Here is a 16,225-nt window from a genome sequence, read left to right as displayed (position 1 = left end):
ATAACTAATTAAGGCATGACGGTAATACTACCACGACAGACAATCTGTCCTGGTTCTAAGGTTAGTTCTTTTAAATTGACGTGAGAACCTAAATCTATAACATAGTTTTCTAACTCTTCCCATGAGTTAGAAATTTGGAGTTGGGGTTGAGTTAGAAGCAATTTGCGACCGCTAGAAAGCTGCAAGCCGCACCTGAGAGTAATAGGTGTAGTGTGGCTAGAATTAACTAAATTACCCTGCAATAACAAGCTTCCTGGGGCGATCGCGATTTGTTTCCAGTCAATTTGTCCTCGCACAGCATTGTTGCTAGAAGCTAATTTTGATAGTAACTCCGTTAAAGCACTAGACAGTAAATCCGACTTCAGGGAAGCATTGAGATCTGTTTCCTGTAGTATTGCTTCCCCAGAGACAACCATAGGTTCTAGCAGTTGCAGCGGTTGTCCTCTCATCACTTGATGTAAATTTGTCTGCATTCCCTCCCCCATTAGGCTGATTTTTGCGAAATGTAAACCTTTATAAACAATGCGATCGCCAGAGATAGATAGGCGGGGAATACTACCAGAAAGGATTTGTCGATCGCTGCTGGCGATTTGTACCTCTAAATGAGATACTTGCTCAACTTGCGATCGGACAAACAGCCATAGTGCCGGAGACAGCACTTTACTAATTAGGCGATGCTTAGCGGTCTTGTCTTGCTCTAAGTTGTTCGGATTCAAGGGAAATATGTCAGTGTAACAGTTGCTCAAATTAGTGTAGTTAATATTTGTTCGGTTATCAGTAGTAAAGGAGCTGAGGGAGCAACTCAAAATTCACGCATTCACGCATTAATTCCGAATTCCGAATTCCGAATTCTCAGCGTATATATTGGTATTACCTGGGTCTAAGGATCGACAAATGGAGGAACGGATACAAAAAATTCTTTCTCAGTGGGGAATCGCTTCGAGACGGCAAGCGGAAGAGATGATTAAGCTCGGTCGCGTGCGCTGCAATGGTGCGATAGTAGAGTTAGGGCATAAAGCCGATCCGAGCCGAGACGCGATCGAAGTGGATGGAAAGCCTTTGCGATCGCCTCATCGTCCCCAGCCTATCTATTTATTGCTCAATAAACCAACTGGTGTAGTTACAACTTGTGACGATCCCCAAGGTAGACCCACAGTGATGCAACTGTTACCACCTAATCTACGTCAAGGTCAGGGTATTCATCCTGTCGGACGTTTGGATACTGAATCTACAGGTGCATTATTACTGACGAATGATGGAAACCTGACATTTGCTCTCACCCATCCCCGTCATGACATTTCCAAGACATATCAAGTCGTAGTTGCGGGACATCCGCCAGAATCGGTGTTAAAACAATGGCGACAGGGAGTTGTTTTAGAGGGGAGAAAGACCAGAAAGGCACAAGTGCGCGTGTTGTCTCGCGATGCCAATCGCACGTGGTTAGAATTCATTTTATGGGAAGGCAGAAATCGGCAAATTCGCCGCATGACAGAACAGTTGGGTTATCCCACGCTCCAGTTGCATCGAACTACAATTGGTTCGATTCAACTAGAACCAACCGCAGGTGCAGCTTTGCCTCCAGGTTGCTATCGTTCGCTCGAAAAACGCGAAATTGATTATTTACAAAATCAACTACAAAATCAACTCAAATCTACAACAAGGGTGCAGGTGTAAGGTGCTATCAAGAAGTGCAACAGATAAATCTATGAAGCGGTGGAAACAGCAACAGCAGCAACAACAAGAACCAATCGTTTTGACGCTCGAACAACAAAGAGCTGAAAAGTTGGCGCAAATAGGTGCTACTCTGCGCCGCAGGCGAGAAGACAAACAAATTTCTCTAGAGCGAATTGAATCTACAACGCGAATTCGTCAGAGTTTTTTACAAGCGATCGAAGCAGGTAATATTGATAAATTACCTGAGCCAGTTTATATTCGAGGCTTTATTAAGCAATATGCCGAGGCACTCGATCTAGATGGTACGGAATTAGCTGATTCTTTTCCTTTAGAAGACTATCGGCAGAGTTTGAAGCCAGTAGGAGTTAGCCTACCTCCAGCTCAATTACAAACTTCTCATCTCTACGCTATATACATTCTTTTAATTATTGGTGCAGTCAGCATTTTGTCTCAAACATTGAGTAATTCTGACTTTCAAATCGGTCAAACTACTCAGTCACAACCTCCTTTACCCGTTGCTAATGTCGCTAAGCCTAAAGCACCAGCTAAAGTCAAACCAGTTGCTACTCCCAAAAAGCAAACCAAGCCAGTTGAAATTGGTATGACTTTTAAAGAAAAATCGTGGATTCGGGTAATTGCAGATGGGAAGAAAGCCTTTGAAGGCGAGTTACCTCAAGGAACGCAGCGTACTTGGACTGCTAACAATCGCCTGTCGTTCAGAGTTGGCAATGCTGGCGGGGTATTGGTTAATTACAACCAAGAAGAAGCTAAACCCTTGGGAGAGTCGGGACAAGTACAAGAAGTTACATTTGGAGCGAATAATCAGAGACTTTAATTCGTAACTCGTAATTCGTAATTCGTAATTCGTAATTTCTAACTAAATACTGGCGATCGCGCAAGTAAAGCACTCGCTCGATATCCGATCGATTGATACAGAAATTCGATTCAAGTGCTTCATTTTTAAATGTCAATACTATTAGAATTCATGACAGGAGGAGCTACCACAGAATTTCTCCATCATCGTCGAGAAATTTACCCGTGGGTGGATTCTCCATCGTAGCAAGTTTGACAATAATTGATGCTCCTTGTTCGACAGTACGCGGTGCATTATCTGTACCCATGTCAGTTTTTACCCAACCAGGACAAATAGAATTGACGCTGATTTTGTCCTCTACTAAATCTTTTGCTAAGGCAACAGTTATAGCATTAAGTGCAGATTTGGAAGAGTTATAAGCAACGGTATTAACTCCGTAGTAATAATGTTCTGGGTCACTGAGAGAAGTTAGGGAACCAAGTGTTGACGAAATATTTATGATTTGTGGTTTCAGGATTTGTGCTGTTCCAGCTTGCTTGAGTAACGGTAGAAAATGGTGAATTGTTGCAAATGCACCAAAAACATTCGTGAGAAAAGTATCCTTGAGAACATCTACACTCAGCGTAGATGGTCGAGTTGCTGGTGAAAAATCATAATTGACAGCAGCATTATTAATCAGCACAGTAACTTGTTTCCACTGTCTAGCCACAGTTTCAGCAGCATCTTTAATTGACGATTCATCATTGATATCAATTGGTACAAAATGAACGTCAAATCCTTCAGCACGGAGTGTTTCTGCTGCTGCTTCTCCACGTTGTACGTTACGTGTACCAATCAAAACAGTGAAGTCATGCTGGGCAAGCTGTCGTGCAACTTCATTTCCAATTCCTTTATTTGCACCTGTAATGAAAGTAACTGGCTTTGTTGTCATTGTCTCAAATCCTTTCTTGTCTAGGCTTAACTACATCGATCCAACGCTATACAATTCAGTAGCTCCATCTCGTGATGTCATAAATTTCAATCGAGACGATCTAAAGCGAGCTTTATTTTGCTTTGTTTGCTGTTATAGCATGGCAAAAAATCAGCGCGATCGCCACAACTGAAATAAGTTTGTCATACTCTAATAGAAGTTAAGCTATTAATGATAGATATTAAGCAATACTGCCGCGCTTACGCGCTTCCTTATAGGAAATTCCGACATTTCTCAAGCCTGCTTTGATCATTTGTTGTTCTAGCATCGCAAAGAAACGAGCGCGATCGCCTCCCCTTACAACTGCTTGATTGTGCGCCTCTGCTAACACGACAGGGTAGCCATAGCCTTTCTGTACTTGAGCTAACATCAAACCTAAAGATTGATTAAATAAAGCTTCATCCTCTGCTACCCAAGCCGGAACTTCTACCCGTGCAATTTCCGTACCGACATGTACGTAACAGAAATAGATTGTACAATCTCCATATAATTCTGTTATGCGGGCAGAACTACGCCATAAAGTGCTTCTTTGTCCTGGCTGCAATTGAATCGACCATAGTGCTGCATCCCGCAATGGTTCGAGGACTTGACAAGGAACTTTTTCAATTTGATTCGGACAAAAACTGGCGCAGTCTGGTACTTCATGAATGCAAGCTTGCAGACGTAAAAAATTCAAGCTTTCCATACTACGAGAAGCGCTGAGATAACCCATGATGGGAATACTCAAGGCTTTAAGCTGTTCCCAAGCCGTCAAAATTGGTGGCAAAATGCGATCGCGTGCTTCTAAAGGCAATTGTTCTAAAAACCAATAGATTAACGATCCATCGACCATAGCTAGTGTAGGAGTGGTAATTGGTAATTGGTAATTGGTAATTGGTCGTTCTCCTCCTTGTCCCCCTTGTCCCCTTGTCCCCTTGTCCTCTTGCTCCCTGCTTCCTACCACAGCAGCAGCCAACTCAGCCAACACGGTAGCTTCAGAAGCAGTACGACGATAACCCATCCATTCTTCAGTGCGGATACCCCATTGACGCGAAATATATAAATCTTCGGGACGGTAGAATACTTCTGGTAGGCTATCGAGCAAAGGTTGGCGATTTTGTCCGTAGTGCAAGACTACCCGACCGATATTGAGTAGATAACAATAAGCGATTTCGTGATGATTGGGAGCAATCTGCGAGCCATCCGTGGCGAGAACGGTATGAGTTTTAGGTGGTACTGGTAGATCGATACAGGTGTTAAGCGGTTCCATTGGTACAGCGGTGCTGAATAAAATGCGATCGCGCCACTGTTTTTGTCGCTGCATCAATTCTGCTTGATTTTTGTAAGCTGCTGTCATGAGATCTTGCGCCAACTCCAACCGTTGGCGACTTGCAGCTACTTCCGTGCTTAAATGTTGGCTGATGCCTTGCATCGCCTTCGCTACTTTTGTCAGATCGAGCATATCGAGCTATAAGCTTTCGGCTATTAGTCAGCTTATATTCAATTTTTATTTTTTGTGAGTTTTTGATGATAAATATTCAAAAATCATCATTTACAATTTAGCCCCAAGCCGAAAAATCTTCAGCAAACTGAGCCAGCGATAGCAACTGAATACGGGGGTTTTGCTGCGCCAGTTCTCTCTCGGCTGAGGTATTATATCCCCAATCAGCTAGAAAAAGTCTCACATCTTCCAAGTCTGCTTGCTGTTGCACGAGTTGCAAAGTCTTGAGTCTGTCTTCCACAAACCAGAACACGACTGGTGTTTGAGTGGCGATCGCAATTAACTCTCTGATAATTTGATATTTTGGACGCTTGATTTCTTTGCCTAAAACCGACTGACTGGGTAATTGTATACCTTGCCGTTGCAAAAGTTGCTCGACAAAACGCCCTTCTTTAGTCGTAATAATCAGCGGTTTAACCGGACTATCAATCAATGAGTGCAATCTTTCCAAAACCCCTGGATAAAACCGATGCAGGTCTAGCCAACTATCGAGATTGGTAGAAATCCATTCATCTCGAATTGCATCCAATTTCTTACCGATCTCAGCAGCAGTTAAGTTATCTTGTTGCAAGAATTTTTGCGCGATCGCACTCCAATTTTGCCATATTTCTGCTTCTGTCACCCCGGATAACAAAGCTCTAATCAACACTGGCATTTCCCAACCCGTCTCAATTACCGGACGCAAGCGATCGAATTGCGATGTTAAATTTTCAGGTGGGGTTTGAGAAGATGGTAACCAAATTTTGCAGTACGTTCGCCAAGCCGTAGCGAAATATTCTGGTAGACCGTCACAAATTACGCCATCAAAATCCAGAGCTAAAATCGTGGGAGCGTTTACACTCATTTTTCCCAACTGTGAGATTCCAACGGCAAGCTTAGCCCATCTAGCCCTTCAATAACAGAAAATCTCTACACAAAAACGCTGCTTAACTCTATGCAAGGGAAATCAACCTACTCTTTCTCCCCCAGCCTCCTCAGCTTCCCCAGCTCACCCCTACAGGAAGCCTCAAAATAAGAATTAAGATCTAAACTGGGGCGCTAGGATTCGAACCTAGGGATGGCGGGACCAAAACCCGCTGCCTTACCGCTTGGCTACGCCCCATCGTTTGTTAGCCTTAACCATGATAGCAGTTACTACTGCTATTGTGTCAAGAACTTTTACGGCTATTCCAGATAATTTTCTAACTTTCCACTTAGCTGCCAGTCATATTCCATGTACTCCGCAGTCTCTCTCGCTTGTTGTTCTCCCAAAAGCTTAGCGACTACATACAACGACATGTCAATCCCTGCTGAGATTCCAGCCGATAAAATTATGCTGCCGTTGTCTACAAACCTTTTATCTGGTTTAACTTGTGTATTCGGTGCAACCTGCTTGAGTAAATCGATCGCGCCATGATGGGTGGTAGCTGTAAGTCCTTCCAGCAAACCAGCTTTAGCCAAAAGTAACGCGCCCGTACAGACGGAAAGCAATAACTCTGCTTGTTGAGAGCGTTCTTTAATCCAGTCAATTAAAGCTGAATTGTGCATTTCTCGCCGCGTGCCAAAGCCACCAGGCACGAGTAAGATATGCGATCGCGGACAGTCGAGGAGAGTGTACTGTGGATTAACGCTTAACTGATTTCGAGCGATTATCGGTCGGCGTTCCTCTGCCACCGTGTAGACGTTGAAAGGCTCAGAGCCATTGCGTTTTCCCGTCACTCCAAAGACTTCGTAGGGACCGCAAAAGTCCAAAATCTCTACCTCATCAAAAATTAAGATAGCAACGTTCCTTCGCTGTGTCATATCTACCTCAGTATGGGTGTGAGAGGACTTGGCGATCGCTCATACAATTGCTTTTACACTCACACAATAGCGTTACATTTGAAAATATACAGATGAGCCAACTTCAGCTATTACAAAGCGATCGCGGTATATCTGTTAGAGGCGTAAAGCTGTATTCAACTGGGTGAAATACAGAACTGGTAGGGGCGCACAGCTGTGCGCCCCTACATTTACCAAAAAAGGCATTACGCCGGATAAATCCGCAAGCGCCGATTTGGTTCGTCACCAAAACTATCCGATTTCAGACGATAGTGTTCTACCAGTTCGTGCTGCATCTTCCGCACTTTTGCCGAACGGGGTAACAACTCCACGGGTTGTCCCTTGGGAATGACGATTTGTTCCACTGCTAACCGAGCCTCTTCTAAAGCATCGAGTTCGTCCTCGCTGCCATTTTGGATGAATAAACTCAGTTCCCGTTCGTCCGGTACGACTGGCTCGTCCATATCCAACAACCGCCGCAACGTGCGGATAATTTGTGGAATCGTATTTGACTTGAGCGTGTGGATTGGGACGTGACGCGCCTTAGCGACATGACGTAACTTAGACTGATTTTTGACGTGCGATCGCAAAGCTAAAATTGCATCGGCACTGTCAATATCTTTCGTCAGTACCACGGGTAAACTCAGCACTTGGATTGCTTGCTCTAACTGGTGGCGACTCACACCGTAGGGATAAATATGCAAGGGTAAATCTTCCCCATTCGGACCCGCATTCACCGCCAAATCGCTGTTAAAGCGATCGCTTCGAGCCAGAGATTCATCCAACAGGCGCTCGAACTCTTGTTCTCGCGTGGCTGGTTCTGGTACGGCAGCGAGTGGGATCATTCGTCCAGTCGAACGCCACCCACCTACAGTCATAGTGGGTGATAGTTTCGATTCTTCCTCTTGCCTGGGATTGCCCACCTCGTAGCCCCGCCCAAAGCCATCTTGCCCTACTCCCCGAAGCGGCGTAGGTGACTGCCGTACAATCGTGACTTTACCATCTGCATCGACAGTTCTAAGTTGTGGATTTGGTATGCGTCCTCTCAGCAAAGCATCGACGGTATCAGCAACGCTTTCATGGATCGTCCAGCGTTGTCTTTCCAGCATTTCCACGGCAATTTCAAACGTTGGTGGAGCTTTACGTTCTAAAACAGTTTTCTGCGTCCGCCGCCGTCTGGCTTCATCATCGCCTAAAGTGACAGACTGGATACCACCCACTAAATCTGATAGAGTCGGGTTCTTGATCAAATTTTCAATCTGATTGCCATGCGCCGTTCCTACCAGTTGTACGCCCCGTTCGGCAATGGTACGAGCCGCTAGAGCTTCCAACTCCGTACCAATTTCATCAATCACGATGACTTCTGGCATGTGATTTTCTACTGCCTCAATCATCACTTGATGCTGAAATTCTGGACGCGATACTTGCATTCGTCGCGCCCGTCCAATGGCTGGATGAGGAACATCTCCATCCCCTGCAATTTCGTTTGAAGTATCGATAATGACGACACGCTTATTTAAGTCATCGGCTAACACTCTGGCAATTTCTCGCAAAGCTGTGGTTTTACCCACCCCAGGACGACCTAATAGTAGAATTGACTGTCCGGTTTCTACTAAATCGTGGATCATGCCAATCGTGCCAAAGACAGCCCGTCCGACACGACAGGTTAAACCGATAATATCGCCAGCACGGTTCCTAATCGCACTAATCCGGTGCAGAGTTTGCGCCAGTCCTGCCCGATTATCACCACCAAAATGTCCCACGCGCTGTATGCTATATCTAATTTGATCGTGGGAAATGCCAGACTCAGCAAGGTACTCGGCGCGATCGGGAAAACGAGCTTCTGGGCGACGACCTAAATCCATCACCACTTCAATTAAGCTGTCCCGTTGTGGGTGTTGCTCTAAAACATTTTTAATGTCTAGTGGCAAAATATCTAACAACTTCTGGAGATCGTCTGTTTTTGTCATGCTGGCTAGAGCTATTCAGTCAACAATAGCGAGAAGGTTTAGCAATTTTCTATGGCAACTCCATAGACTTCAGTTGAGATACCAGCGAATAGGCAAGTTCTACTGCTTGCCATAGTAATTCCGGTACGTTTTCCAAGCGGGCGATCGCTCTTTCATTGGCTGGATTTACCTCCATTTGTTCTAATTGGTGCAAAATCGGCGACAGCAAAACGCGGGCATAACTGCCATAGGCAACTCCTGAAATGAATTCCGAATTCGGAAGTCGGGAGTCGTCATTGTTTTGACTTCTAACTTTTGACTTTTGACTTAACATTCCCACCGCCTGCAACTTAGCAACGGTATAACTGTTCGTTCCACCTGCAAGTTGAACGTATCCAGGTAAGCCAGCTGCCAAGACTTTTTGACCTAATTTCACGGCGGCTAAGGTCGTACCGTCGCCAATATCACCGCTCATCGGTCGCCCGTCAGTTTGCCAAATTATCGGACACTTAAGGGGAGAAATTAGACGATACAGGCTGTGGAGATATTCTATTAACCCATCACCATCAGGACAGCTAATTGCCACAAGTTTCAAGCGCTCGATCCAGGGAGCTATACTTAACCATAAACGCTTAAATTCTGCTGTTCTACCTACCTGGGTATGAATTTCTACCGCATCGACACCAGTTGCAAGTACGAGCGGCGCGATCGCTCCTGGTGTCGATACATAAGAGCGAGTGTAAATAATTTGCGGCGGACAAACAGGCAAGCACCGCCCGCAGCCGTAACAACTTTCCGATATAACTCCAGAAGAGACAACTTGAGAATAATCGTCCTTGGGGGGATGAAACACAATTGCTTGGGCAGGACAAACTCGTTCGCACGGGCGATCGCATTGTGAGGGACACTCAACCGCATTAAACTCTGCTTTGCGAAAGTGTGGGTCTTCGCCATCGTTGAGGCTTACCATCAACCAAGGCAACTTTCCTCGACTGCCAAAGCCGCGCTGTCGAGCTTCTTCCATTAACGTACTTGCCACGGCGATCGCGGCTTGCGCTGACGCAATTACAGATGGGTCTGCTGCCACATCAATGCAATCAGCACCAGCCAGAGTATACGCTAAGCTAAGATTTCTTACCGCAGGCAGATGCTGGTAGCTGGCTCCGCAAATCAATTTGAACCAGTGACCTTCCTTTAATGAGCGTAAGGCGTTGTCAATCTCAGTCACACTTCTATGCTAATGTGCAACTGATAAAAAAGAAGATTTCCTCGATTAATTTCTGTTGTTTATCGATCGCCAAATTTTTTGCTCTTACGACAAATAAGTATTTATACGGCTTGGTAGCTAGGTGCAAGGGTATCTCGGAGAGGTTGCCAGCGAAAATAGCGCTCTCCTCCTCTTTCTATGACGATTTTTACTCGCGGATCTAGGCTAGGCAAATTGACCAAAAATTCAATTTCTTGATTCGAGAGAATGTGTCCTTCAATAATCCACAGTACTAATCCTTTAGACTTGGGTGGGAGTTGTTCCAAGTTGTAGCTGACTATTGGTGGCAGGTAATAAACATATCCCACTGCTGCCCCTTGACCTACACTCTTCTTCCCCAGATGTGGCGGACGCACGCCATGAACTCCAGTTAGATAAGCCGATACATCTCCTAGCCCCCTAGCAGTAATATTCAGGGTTGTGTAGCCAGTAGCACGTAGGCGGCGACGATAACGACCTTCAAACCCACCTTCTAGCGGAGCGTAAACGCCCAGCGCCCCGTGCTTTTCTAAGTCGCGAATTAATTTGCTACCAGTAGTAAAGAGTGGCATCGTTAAGTATTGTTGTTTAATTCCATTCTTATCTTAATATTCAGTTGCCAGTTATCAGTTGCCAGTTATTAGTTGTCAGTTATTAGCGATTGGCGATCGCCTTGAAAAAAATCCTGTCAACAGTTGTCATTTGCGATCGCATAGTTTAAACTGTTAGATCGTGACCAAACAAGGTAGCTAGACAAAACTCATTAATTGTTTTTGACAGCTTGCTGGAGTCCTTCGGGAAGAGGATGAGACCCTCTAAGAGGCAAGCTATTTGTTTGTGAGTGTCTGACTACATTTTTTAGCTCATGAGTGGCAGTCTGGCGCGTGAGGCAGTTGAATTGCCTTACTAGGGCTTCCCTGGATTCTGAGAACGTGGGTTGATGAAATCTCAGAGAAGCTAAATCTAGAGAACTATTCAGGTTCTCAAGAATGGATACTAAGTAGCTTGCTACTTAAGTCCTACTCAAGCTAGACAGTGCCGGAGCAAATTCTCTCGCCATTGGCAACTGCTTCGCAGTAGAGTGTTTTGCGAGTTACAGCGATGAAGTGGGTTTAAACCAATTAAGCCGATTGCTCGCTACTCCAACCTGAAAACCTTTTGAAGGCGAACGGGCTGGACAGATACTGGCAGCAGAGATAGTAAGAACCGAATCCCACCTTTGCAATCCGGTTCCGATGCAACTGAGTTAAATAGGAGAAACAATTCCCGTGTCCATTGGTATTCTTGGCACTAAACTGGGCATGACCCAGGTATTTGACGAGACAGGAAAGGCTATTCCCGTTACTGTCGTTCAAGCGGGTCCATGTGTTGTCACCCAGATAAAAACTAAACAAACTGACGGCTACACCGCCATTCAAGTCGGATTTAAAGAAGTAAAACCCAAAGCACTGAGCAAGCCAGAATTGGGTCATTTAGCAAAATCTTCTGCTCCTGCTTTACGTCATCTGCACGAGTATCGCCTCGATAATTTAAGCGAATACACGCTAGGGCAGCAAATCACAGCAGATATATTTAATTCAGGACAAATTGTTGATGTCAGTGGAAATAGCATTGGTCGCGGCTTTGCTGGTTATCAGAAGCGGCATAATTTCGGTCGCGGTCCGATGTCTCACGGTTCTAAAAATCACCGCCTCCCTGGATCTATCGGAGCTGGTACGACTCCTGGTCGCGTCTACCCAGGTAAGCGGATGGCAGGGCGTTTAGGTGGTTCGCAAGTCACGATTCGCAAACTGACTGTCGTGCGGGTAGATGCAGAACGCAATCTATTGCTGATCAAAGGAGCAGTTCCAGGTAAACCAGGTGCTTTGCTCAGTATTGTACCTACTAAGAAAGTTGGGAAGGGGTAATAGGTCATAGGTAATAGGCTTGCAACTACCAAATACCAAATACCAATTACCAATCTAAATTCCAGAGAAATCTAATCAGGTAAAGCCCAAAATGGTTGAGTGCGTAGTCAAAAATTGGCAAGGTGAAGCAGTCGGACAGGCGACGCTTGAATTAAGAGTGGCAAAAGAAACAAGCGCTTCTCATGTCGTTCACCGCGCCTTAATTAAACAATTAACAAATGCCCGTCAAGGAACTGCCAACACCAAAACCCGTGCGGAAGTCCGAGGCGGCGGTCGCAAACCTTGGAGACAAAAAGGCACGGGACGCGCTCGTGCTGGTTCGATCCGATCGCCCCTCTGGCGTGGTGGTGGTGTCACCTTCGGACCCAAGCCGAGAACGTACAACTTGAAAATGAACCGCAAAGAGGAATTGCTGGCATTGCGCACGGCTTTTGCGAGTAGAGCTGATGATATGGTCGTCGTAGAAGACTTTGCCGAGCAGATCTCGCAACCAAAAACAAAAGAAATGACAGCCGCGATCGCGCGTTGGGGAATAGACCCAGGCACGAAAGTTTTATTAATTGTCGCTGAAGAAACAGAAAACGTTTACTTGTCAGCCCGTAATATCGCCAAACTGACTTTAATTTCAGCCGATGAATTAAACGTTTATGACATCCTCAACGCTGACACAATTGTCGCTACATCATCCGCCCTTAATATGATTCAGGAGGTCTACAGTGCTTAAGATCGACCCCCGCCAGTTACCAGATATCGTCCGCCGCCCAATTTTGACTGAAAAAGCCACGCGGTTGATGGAGCAGAACAAATATACATTTGACGTGACTCCTCAAGCTAGCAAACCGCAAATTAAAGCCGCGATCGAAGACTTATTTGAAGTTAAAGTCGTACAAGTCAACACCCTGCTCAAACCTCGAAGAAAAAAGCGGGTAGGTAGGTTTGTGGGATTCAAGCCCCAGTACAAGCGAGCGATCGTTACCGTAGCACCTGGGGATGAAGACAAGATCAGACAAGTTCTCTTCCCAGATGTTTAAGCCGGTCATCCGTTATTCGTGATTCGTTATCGCCACAAATGACAAATGACTAAGGAAAAATGACTAAGGAAAAAAATTATGGGTACTCGTTCCTATAGACCATACACCCCTAGCACGCGCCAACGGATCGTTTCCGATTTTGCTGAAATTACCAAAAGCGAACCAGAAAAGTCGCTGGTAAAGTACGTTCACAATCCTAAAGGACGGAACAATCGCGGTGTCATCACTTCTCGTTTTCGCGGTGGCGGACATAAGCAACTCTACCGAATCATCGATTTCAAACGCGACAAGCGCAACATTCCAGCCAAAGTCGCAGCGATCGAATACGATCCCAATCGGAACGCTAGGATTGCCTTACTTTATTACCAAGATGGAGAAAAGCGTTACATTCTTCAGCCAAACGGCTTGAAAGTAGGAACAGTCGTGACAGCCGGAGTGGATGCGCCTATTGAAGACGGTAATGCATTACCTTTAGCTAACATCCCCCTTGGTACGACAGTCCACAACGTCGAACTAACACCAGGACGCGGCGGACAAATTGTCCGTGCTGCTGGTGCTAGCGCCCAAGTGGTAGCCAAAGAAGGTAATTACGTCACCCTCAAGCTCCCTTCCGGCGAAGTCCGCATGATTCGTCGTGAATGCTACGCCACAATTGGACAAGTTGGTAATACCGACGCGAGAAACCTCAGCGCAGGAAAAGCTGGTCGCACCCGTTGGAAAGGTAAAAAGCCCCACGTTCGGGGTAGCGTTATGAACCCCGTCGATCACCCACACGGTGGTGGTGAAGGTAGAGCGCCCATTGGTAGATCGGGTCCAGTTACCCCTTGGGGTAAGCCAGCATTAGGTATGAAGACTCGTAAGCGGAAAAAACCAAGTTCTGCTTTAATCGTCCGTCGCCGTCGTAAATCCTCCAAGCGTGGACGTGGCGGTCGCGAAAGCTAAATTTGGGTAATGGGTAATGGGTAATAGGTAATGGGAAGTCAAAAGTCAAAATTTGCCTCTCGCCTCTTGCCTAAATCGCCAATTACCAACTACCAACTACCAATTACCAACCACATAAAACTATGGGTCGTTCTTTAAAAAAAGGTCCTTTCATTGCCGATAGCCTACTCAGCAAAATTGAAAAGCTGAATTCACGAGGCGAAAAACAGGTCATCAAAACTTGGTCGCGAGCATCGACAATTCTGCCACAGATGGTCGGTCACACGATCGCAGTTCACAACGGCAGACAGCACGTTCCCATCTATGTTTCCGAACAAATGGTAGGACATAAATTAGGTGAATTTGCTCCCACCCGCACCTTTCGCGGTCACGCCAAGAGTGACAAAAAAGCAGGTAGGTAGTCATTTGTCATTAGTCATTAGTCATTTGTTTCTAGCTAATGACAAATAACAAATGACGAATGACAAAAACGGAGAAAGTTATGGCTACAAACACAACTAATACACAAGAAATCAAAGCGATCGCCCGTTACATTCGCATGTCTCCTTTTAAAGTGCGGCGCGTCCTCGATCAAATTCGGGGGCGATCGTATCGGGAAGCATTAATTATTCTAGAGTTCATGCCTTACCGTGCCTGTGAACCAGTATTGAAAGTGCTGCGTTCTGCCGTTGCTAATGCCGAACACAACGCTGGATTAGAACCATCCGAGCTAAAAATTACCCAAGCCTATGCCGACCAAGGACCAGTGCTGAAGCGCTTCCGTCCGAGAGCGCAAGGGCGAGCGTATCAGATTCGCAAGCCGACCTGTCACATCACGATCGCCGTAGCAGCTCAATAAAGAGAGCTGGGGAAGCTGAGGAAGCTGAGGGAGCTGAGGGGAAAAACCTCTTGCCTCTCGCCTCTTATCCCTTACCCCTTACCCCTTACCCCTTACCCCTCAACTATGGGACAAAAAATTCATCCAGTCGGTTTTCGCCTCGGCGTTACCAAAGAACACCACTCTCGTTGGTTTGCCGAGCCACAGCGATATCCTGAAATTCTCCAAGAAGACTATAAACTACGGCAATACATCGAGCAGAAGCTAGGTCGTTATGCTGCCAATAATGCCGGAATTGCTGAAGTTAGGATCGAGCGTAAAGCAGATCAAATCGAGCTAGAGTTACGCACTGCTCGCCCTGGTGTAGTCGTCGGTCGTGGTGGAGCTGGCATTGAAGCCTTGCGTAACGGACTTCAAGAACTTCTGGGCAGCCAACGCCAAATTCGGATTAACGTTGTCGAAGTCGCCCAAGTTGATGCCGATGCCTTTCTAATTGCCGAGTACATTGCGCAACAGTTAGAGCGTCGCGTCTCCTTCCGCCGCGTAGTACGCCAAGCGATTCAACGCGCTCAAAGAGCAGGCATTCAAGGGATTAGAGTTCAAGTTGGCGGTCGGCTTAACGGCGCAGAGATTGCCCGTACAGAATGGACGCGCGAAGGTAGAGTGCCATTACACACCTTACGGGCAGATATAGACTACGCCTACTGTACCGCAAAAACCATTTACGGCATTTTAGGAATCAAGGTTTGGGCGTTTAAGGGAGAAATTATCCCTGGACAAGAACCACAGCCTACCCCTGGAACCAATCAACCCCGCCGCCGTCAACAGCAGCGCCGACGGCAGCAGTTTGAAGACCGTTCTAACGAAGGTTAACTGTCATTCGTCATCAAATGACAAATGACAAATGACAAATGACAAATGACGAATGACAAACCATGCTAAGCCCTAGAAGAACAAAATTCCGCAAACAACAACGCGGACGAATGAAAGGACTTGCCACCAGAGGTAGCAACATCAACTTTGGTGAATTTGCCCTACAAGCTCAAGAACCAGCTTGGATTACCTCTCGGCAAATTGAGGCAAGCCGTCGCGCCATGACTCGCTATATCCGTCGTGGTGGGAAGATTTGGATTCGGATTTTCCCCGATAAACCCGTTACCATGCGTGCGGCTGAAACCCGTATGGGTTCGGGTAAAGGTTCGCCTGAGTTTTGGGTAGCTGTAGTTAAGCCAGGACGAATTTTGTTTGAAATCGCTGGCGTACCAGAAGCAACTGCTCGCGAAGCAATGCGGTTGGCTTCTCACAAACTACCAATTCAAACAAAGTTTATTATGCGCGAGGAGGAGCAAGTATAAGTCATGCCCCTACCTAAGATTTCAGAAGCTAGAGAATTAACTGACGAACAGTTAGCAACAGAAATTATTGCGATTAAAAAGCAATTGTTTAGCCTGCGCTTGCAAAAAGCAACTCGCCAGTTAGAAAAGCCGCACCAAATCAAGCACGCCAAACATCGGTTAGGGCAATTGCTGACGGTGGAACGCGAGCGCCAACTGGCAAACACGAATGAAGCTGAACCCGCAACAGAAGAGTAAGTA

The 16,225-nt window shown here is 46.1% G+C and carries 19 protein-coding genes and 1 tRNA gene; 11 read left to right on the top strand and 9 right to left on the bottom strand.

Going from position 1 to position 16,225, the window contains the following annotated elements; genetic code table 11:
- Positions 1 to 8: 8 nt before the first annotated feature.
- On the bottom strand, positions 9 to 716 hold the full coding sequence (locus tag M5J74_RS01140; protein ID WP_250015009.1) for a DUF2993 domain-containing protein: 708 nt from the start codon (positions 714 to 716) through the stop codon (positions 9 to 11).
- Positions 717 to 894: 178 nt separating this feature from the next.
- Here M5J74_RS01140 and M5J74_RS01135 point away from each other — a divergent pair, with 178 nt between their 5' ends.
- Together M5J74_RS01135 and M5J74_RS01130 are read left to right on the top strand one after the other, a co-directional pair.
- Complete coding sequence (locus M5J74_RS01135; RefSeq protein ID WP_015152311.1) at positions 895 to 1,674, top strand: pseudouridine synthase; 780 nt, start codon at positions 895 to 897, stop codon at positions 1,672 to 1,674.
- A 31-nt stretch (positions 1,675 to 1,705) separates the two neighbouring features.
- A complete protein-coding gene (locus M5J74_RS01130) occupies positions 1,706 to 2,509 on the top strand; it encodes a RodZ domain-containing protein (RefSeq protein ID WP_041462308.1) in 804 nt (267 codons plus the stop codon).
- 163 nt (positions 2,510 to 2,672) lie between these two features.
- Here the strand turns inward: M5J74_RS01130 and M5J74_RS01125 are convergent, their stop codons facing one another.
- The 8 genes from M5J74_RS01125 to M5J74_RS01090 all read right to left on the bottom strand — a co-directional run bounded on the left by M5J74_RS01125 (position 2,673) and on the right by M5J74_RS01090 (position 10,505).
- Complete coding sequence (locus M5J74_RS01125; RefSeq protein ID WP_015152309.1) at positions 2,673 to 3,419, bottom strand: SDR family oxidoreductase; 747 nt, start codon at positions 3,417 to 3,419, stop codon at positions 2,673 to 2,675.
- A 220-nt stretch (positions 3,420 to 3,639) separates the two neighbouring features.
- A complete protein-coding gene (locus M5J74_RS01120) occupies positions 3,640 to 4,899 on the bottom strand; it encodes a DNA double-strand break repair nuclease NurA (protein WP_015152308.1) in 1,260 nt (419 codons plus the stop codon).
- Between the two features lie 97 nt (positions 4,900 to 4,996).
- Positions 4,997 to 5,782, bottom strand: a complete 786-nt coding sequence (locus tag M5J74_RS01115; protein ID WP_250015008.1) for an HAD family hydrolase — start codon at positions 5,780 to 5,782, stop codon at positions 4,997 to 4,999.
- Positions 5,783 to 5,968: 186 nt separating this feature from the next.
- Positions 5,969 to 6,040 (bottom strand) — tRNA-Gln (locus M5J74_RS01110).
- Positions 6,041 to 6,102: 62 nt separating this feature from the next.
- A complete protein-coding gene (locus tag M5J74_RS01105) occupies positions 6,103 to 6,720 on the bottom strand; it encodes a DJ-1/PfpI family protein (RefSeq protein WP_106166886.1) in 618 nt (205 codons plus the stop codon).
- Between the two features lie 224 nt (positions 6,721 to 6,944).
- The gene (locus tag M5J74_RS01100; RefSeq protein ID WP_015152305.1) at positions 6,945 to 8,708 is read right to left on the bottom strand and encodes a R3H domain-containing nucleic acid-binding protein; all 1,764 of its coding nucleotides are present in this window, start codon (positions 8,706 to 8,708) and stop codon (positions 6,945 to 6,947) included.
- A 49-nt stretch (positions 8,709 to 8,757) separates the two neighbouring features.
- Entirely contained in the window at positions 8,758 to 9,915 is a 1,158-nt protein-coding gene (ldpA, locus tag M5J74_RS01095; protein ID WP_250015006.1) for a circadian clock protein LdpA, read from the bottom strand.
- Between the two features lie 101 nt (positions 9,916 to 10,016).
- Positions 10,017 to 10,505 carry an NAD(P)H-quinone oxidoreductase subunit N gene (locus tag M5J74_RS01090; RefSeq protein WP_015152303.1) on the bottom strand — a complete coding sequence of 163 codons (489 nt, stop codon included), beginning with the start codon at positions 10,503 to 10,505 and terminating at the stop codon, positions 10,017 to 10,019.
- A 696-nt stretch (positions 10,506 to 11,201) separates the two neighbouring features.
- Between M5J74_RS01090 and rplC the strand changes: the two genes are divergently transcribed.
- The 9 genes from rplC to rpmC all read left to right on the top strand — a co-directional run bounded on the left by rplC (position 11,202) and on the right by rpmC (position 16,222).
- Positions 11,202 to 11,840 (top strand): 50S ribosomal protein L3, encoded by a 639-nt coding sequence (gene rplC, locus M5J74_RS01085; RefSeq protein ID WP_015152302.1) that lies wholly within the window; start codon positions 11,202 to 11,204, stop codon positions 11,838 to 11,840.
- Between the two features lie 91 nt (positions 11,841 to 11,931).
- Positions 11,932 to 12,564 carry a 50S ribosomal protein L4 gene (rplD, locus tag M5J74_RS01080; RefSeq protein WP_015152301.1) on the top strand — a complete coding sequence of 211 codons (633 nt, stop codon included), beginning with the start codon at positions 11,932 to 11,934 and terminating at the stop codon, positions 12,562 to 12,564.
- Entirely contained in the window at positions 12,557 to 12,871 is a 315-nt protein-coding gene (locus tag M5J74_RS01075) for a 50S ribosomal protein L23 (RefSeq protein ID WP_015152300.1), read from the top strand. Before rplD ends, M5J74_RS01075 begins: the two co-directional genes overlap by 8 nt.
- A gap of 78 nt (positions 12,872 to 12,949) precedes the next feature.
- On the top strand, positions 12,950 to 13,813 hold the full coding sequence (rplB, locus tag M5J74_RS01070; protein WP_015152299.1) for a 50S ribosomal protein L2: 864 nt from the start codon (positions 12,950 to 12,952) through the stop codon (positions 13,811 to 13,813).
- A gap of 122 nt (positions 13,814 to 13,935) precedes the next feature.
- Positions 13,936 to 14,214, top strand: a complete 279-nt coding sequence (gene rpsS / locus M5J74_RS01065; RefSeq protein ID WP_015152298.1) for a 30S ribosomal protein S19 — start codon at positions 13,936 to 13,938, stop codon at positions 14,212 to 14,214.
- A gap of 80 nt (positions 14,215 to 14,294) precedes the next feature.
- Positions 14,295 to 14,651: a 50S ribosomal protein L22 gene (gene rplV, locus M5J74_RS01060; protein ID WP_015152297.1), complete on the top strand. Its 357-nt coding sequence runs from the start codon at positions 14,295 to 14,297 to the stop codon at positions 14,649 to 14,651.
- 105 nt (positions 14,652 to 14,756) lie between these two features.
- A complete protein-coding gene (rpsC, locus tag M5J74_RS01055; protein WP_015152296.1) occupies positions 14,757 to 15,503 on the top strand; it encodes a 30S ribosomal protein S3 in 747 nt (248 codons plus the stop codon).
- A gap of 62 nt (positions 15,504 to 15,565) precedes the next feature.
- Entirely contained in the window at positions 15,566 to 15,985 is a 420-nt protein-coding gene (gene rplP / locus M5J74_RS01050) for a 50S ribosomal protein L16 (protein WP_250015004.1), read from the top strand.
- Positions 15,986 to 15,988: 3 nt separating this feature from the next.
- Complete coding sequence (gene rpmC, locus M5J74_RS01045) at positions 15,989 to 16,222, top strand: 50S ribosomal protein L29 (protein ID WP_015152294.1); 234 nt, start codon at positions 15,989 to 15,991, stop codon at positions 16,220 to 16,222.
- Positions 16,223 to 16,225: the final 3 nt, after the last annotated feature.

The sequence above is a fragment of the Chroococcidiopsis sp. CCNUC1 genome (assembly GCF_023546805.1).
GTDB classification, from domain to species: Bacteria; Cyanobacteriota; Cyanobacteriia; order Cyanobacteriales; family Chroococcidiopsidaceae; genus Chroococcidiopsis; species Chroococcidiopsis thermalis.
This window is presented reverse-complemented; position numbering and strand designations above follow the sequence as displayed.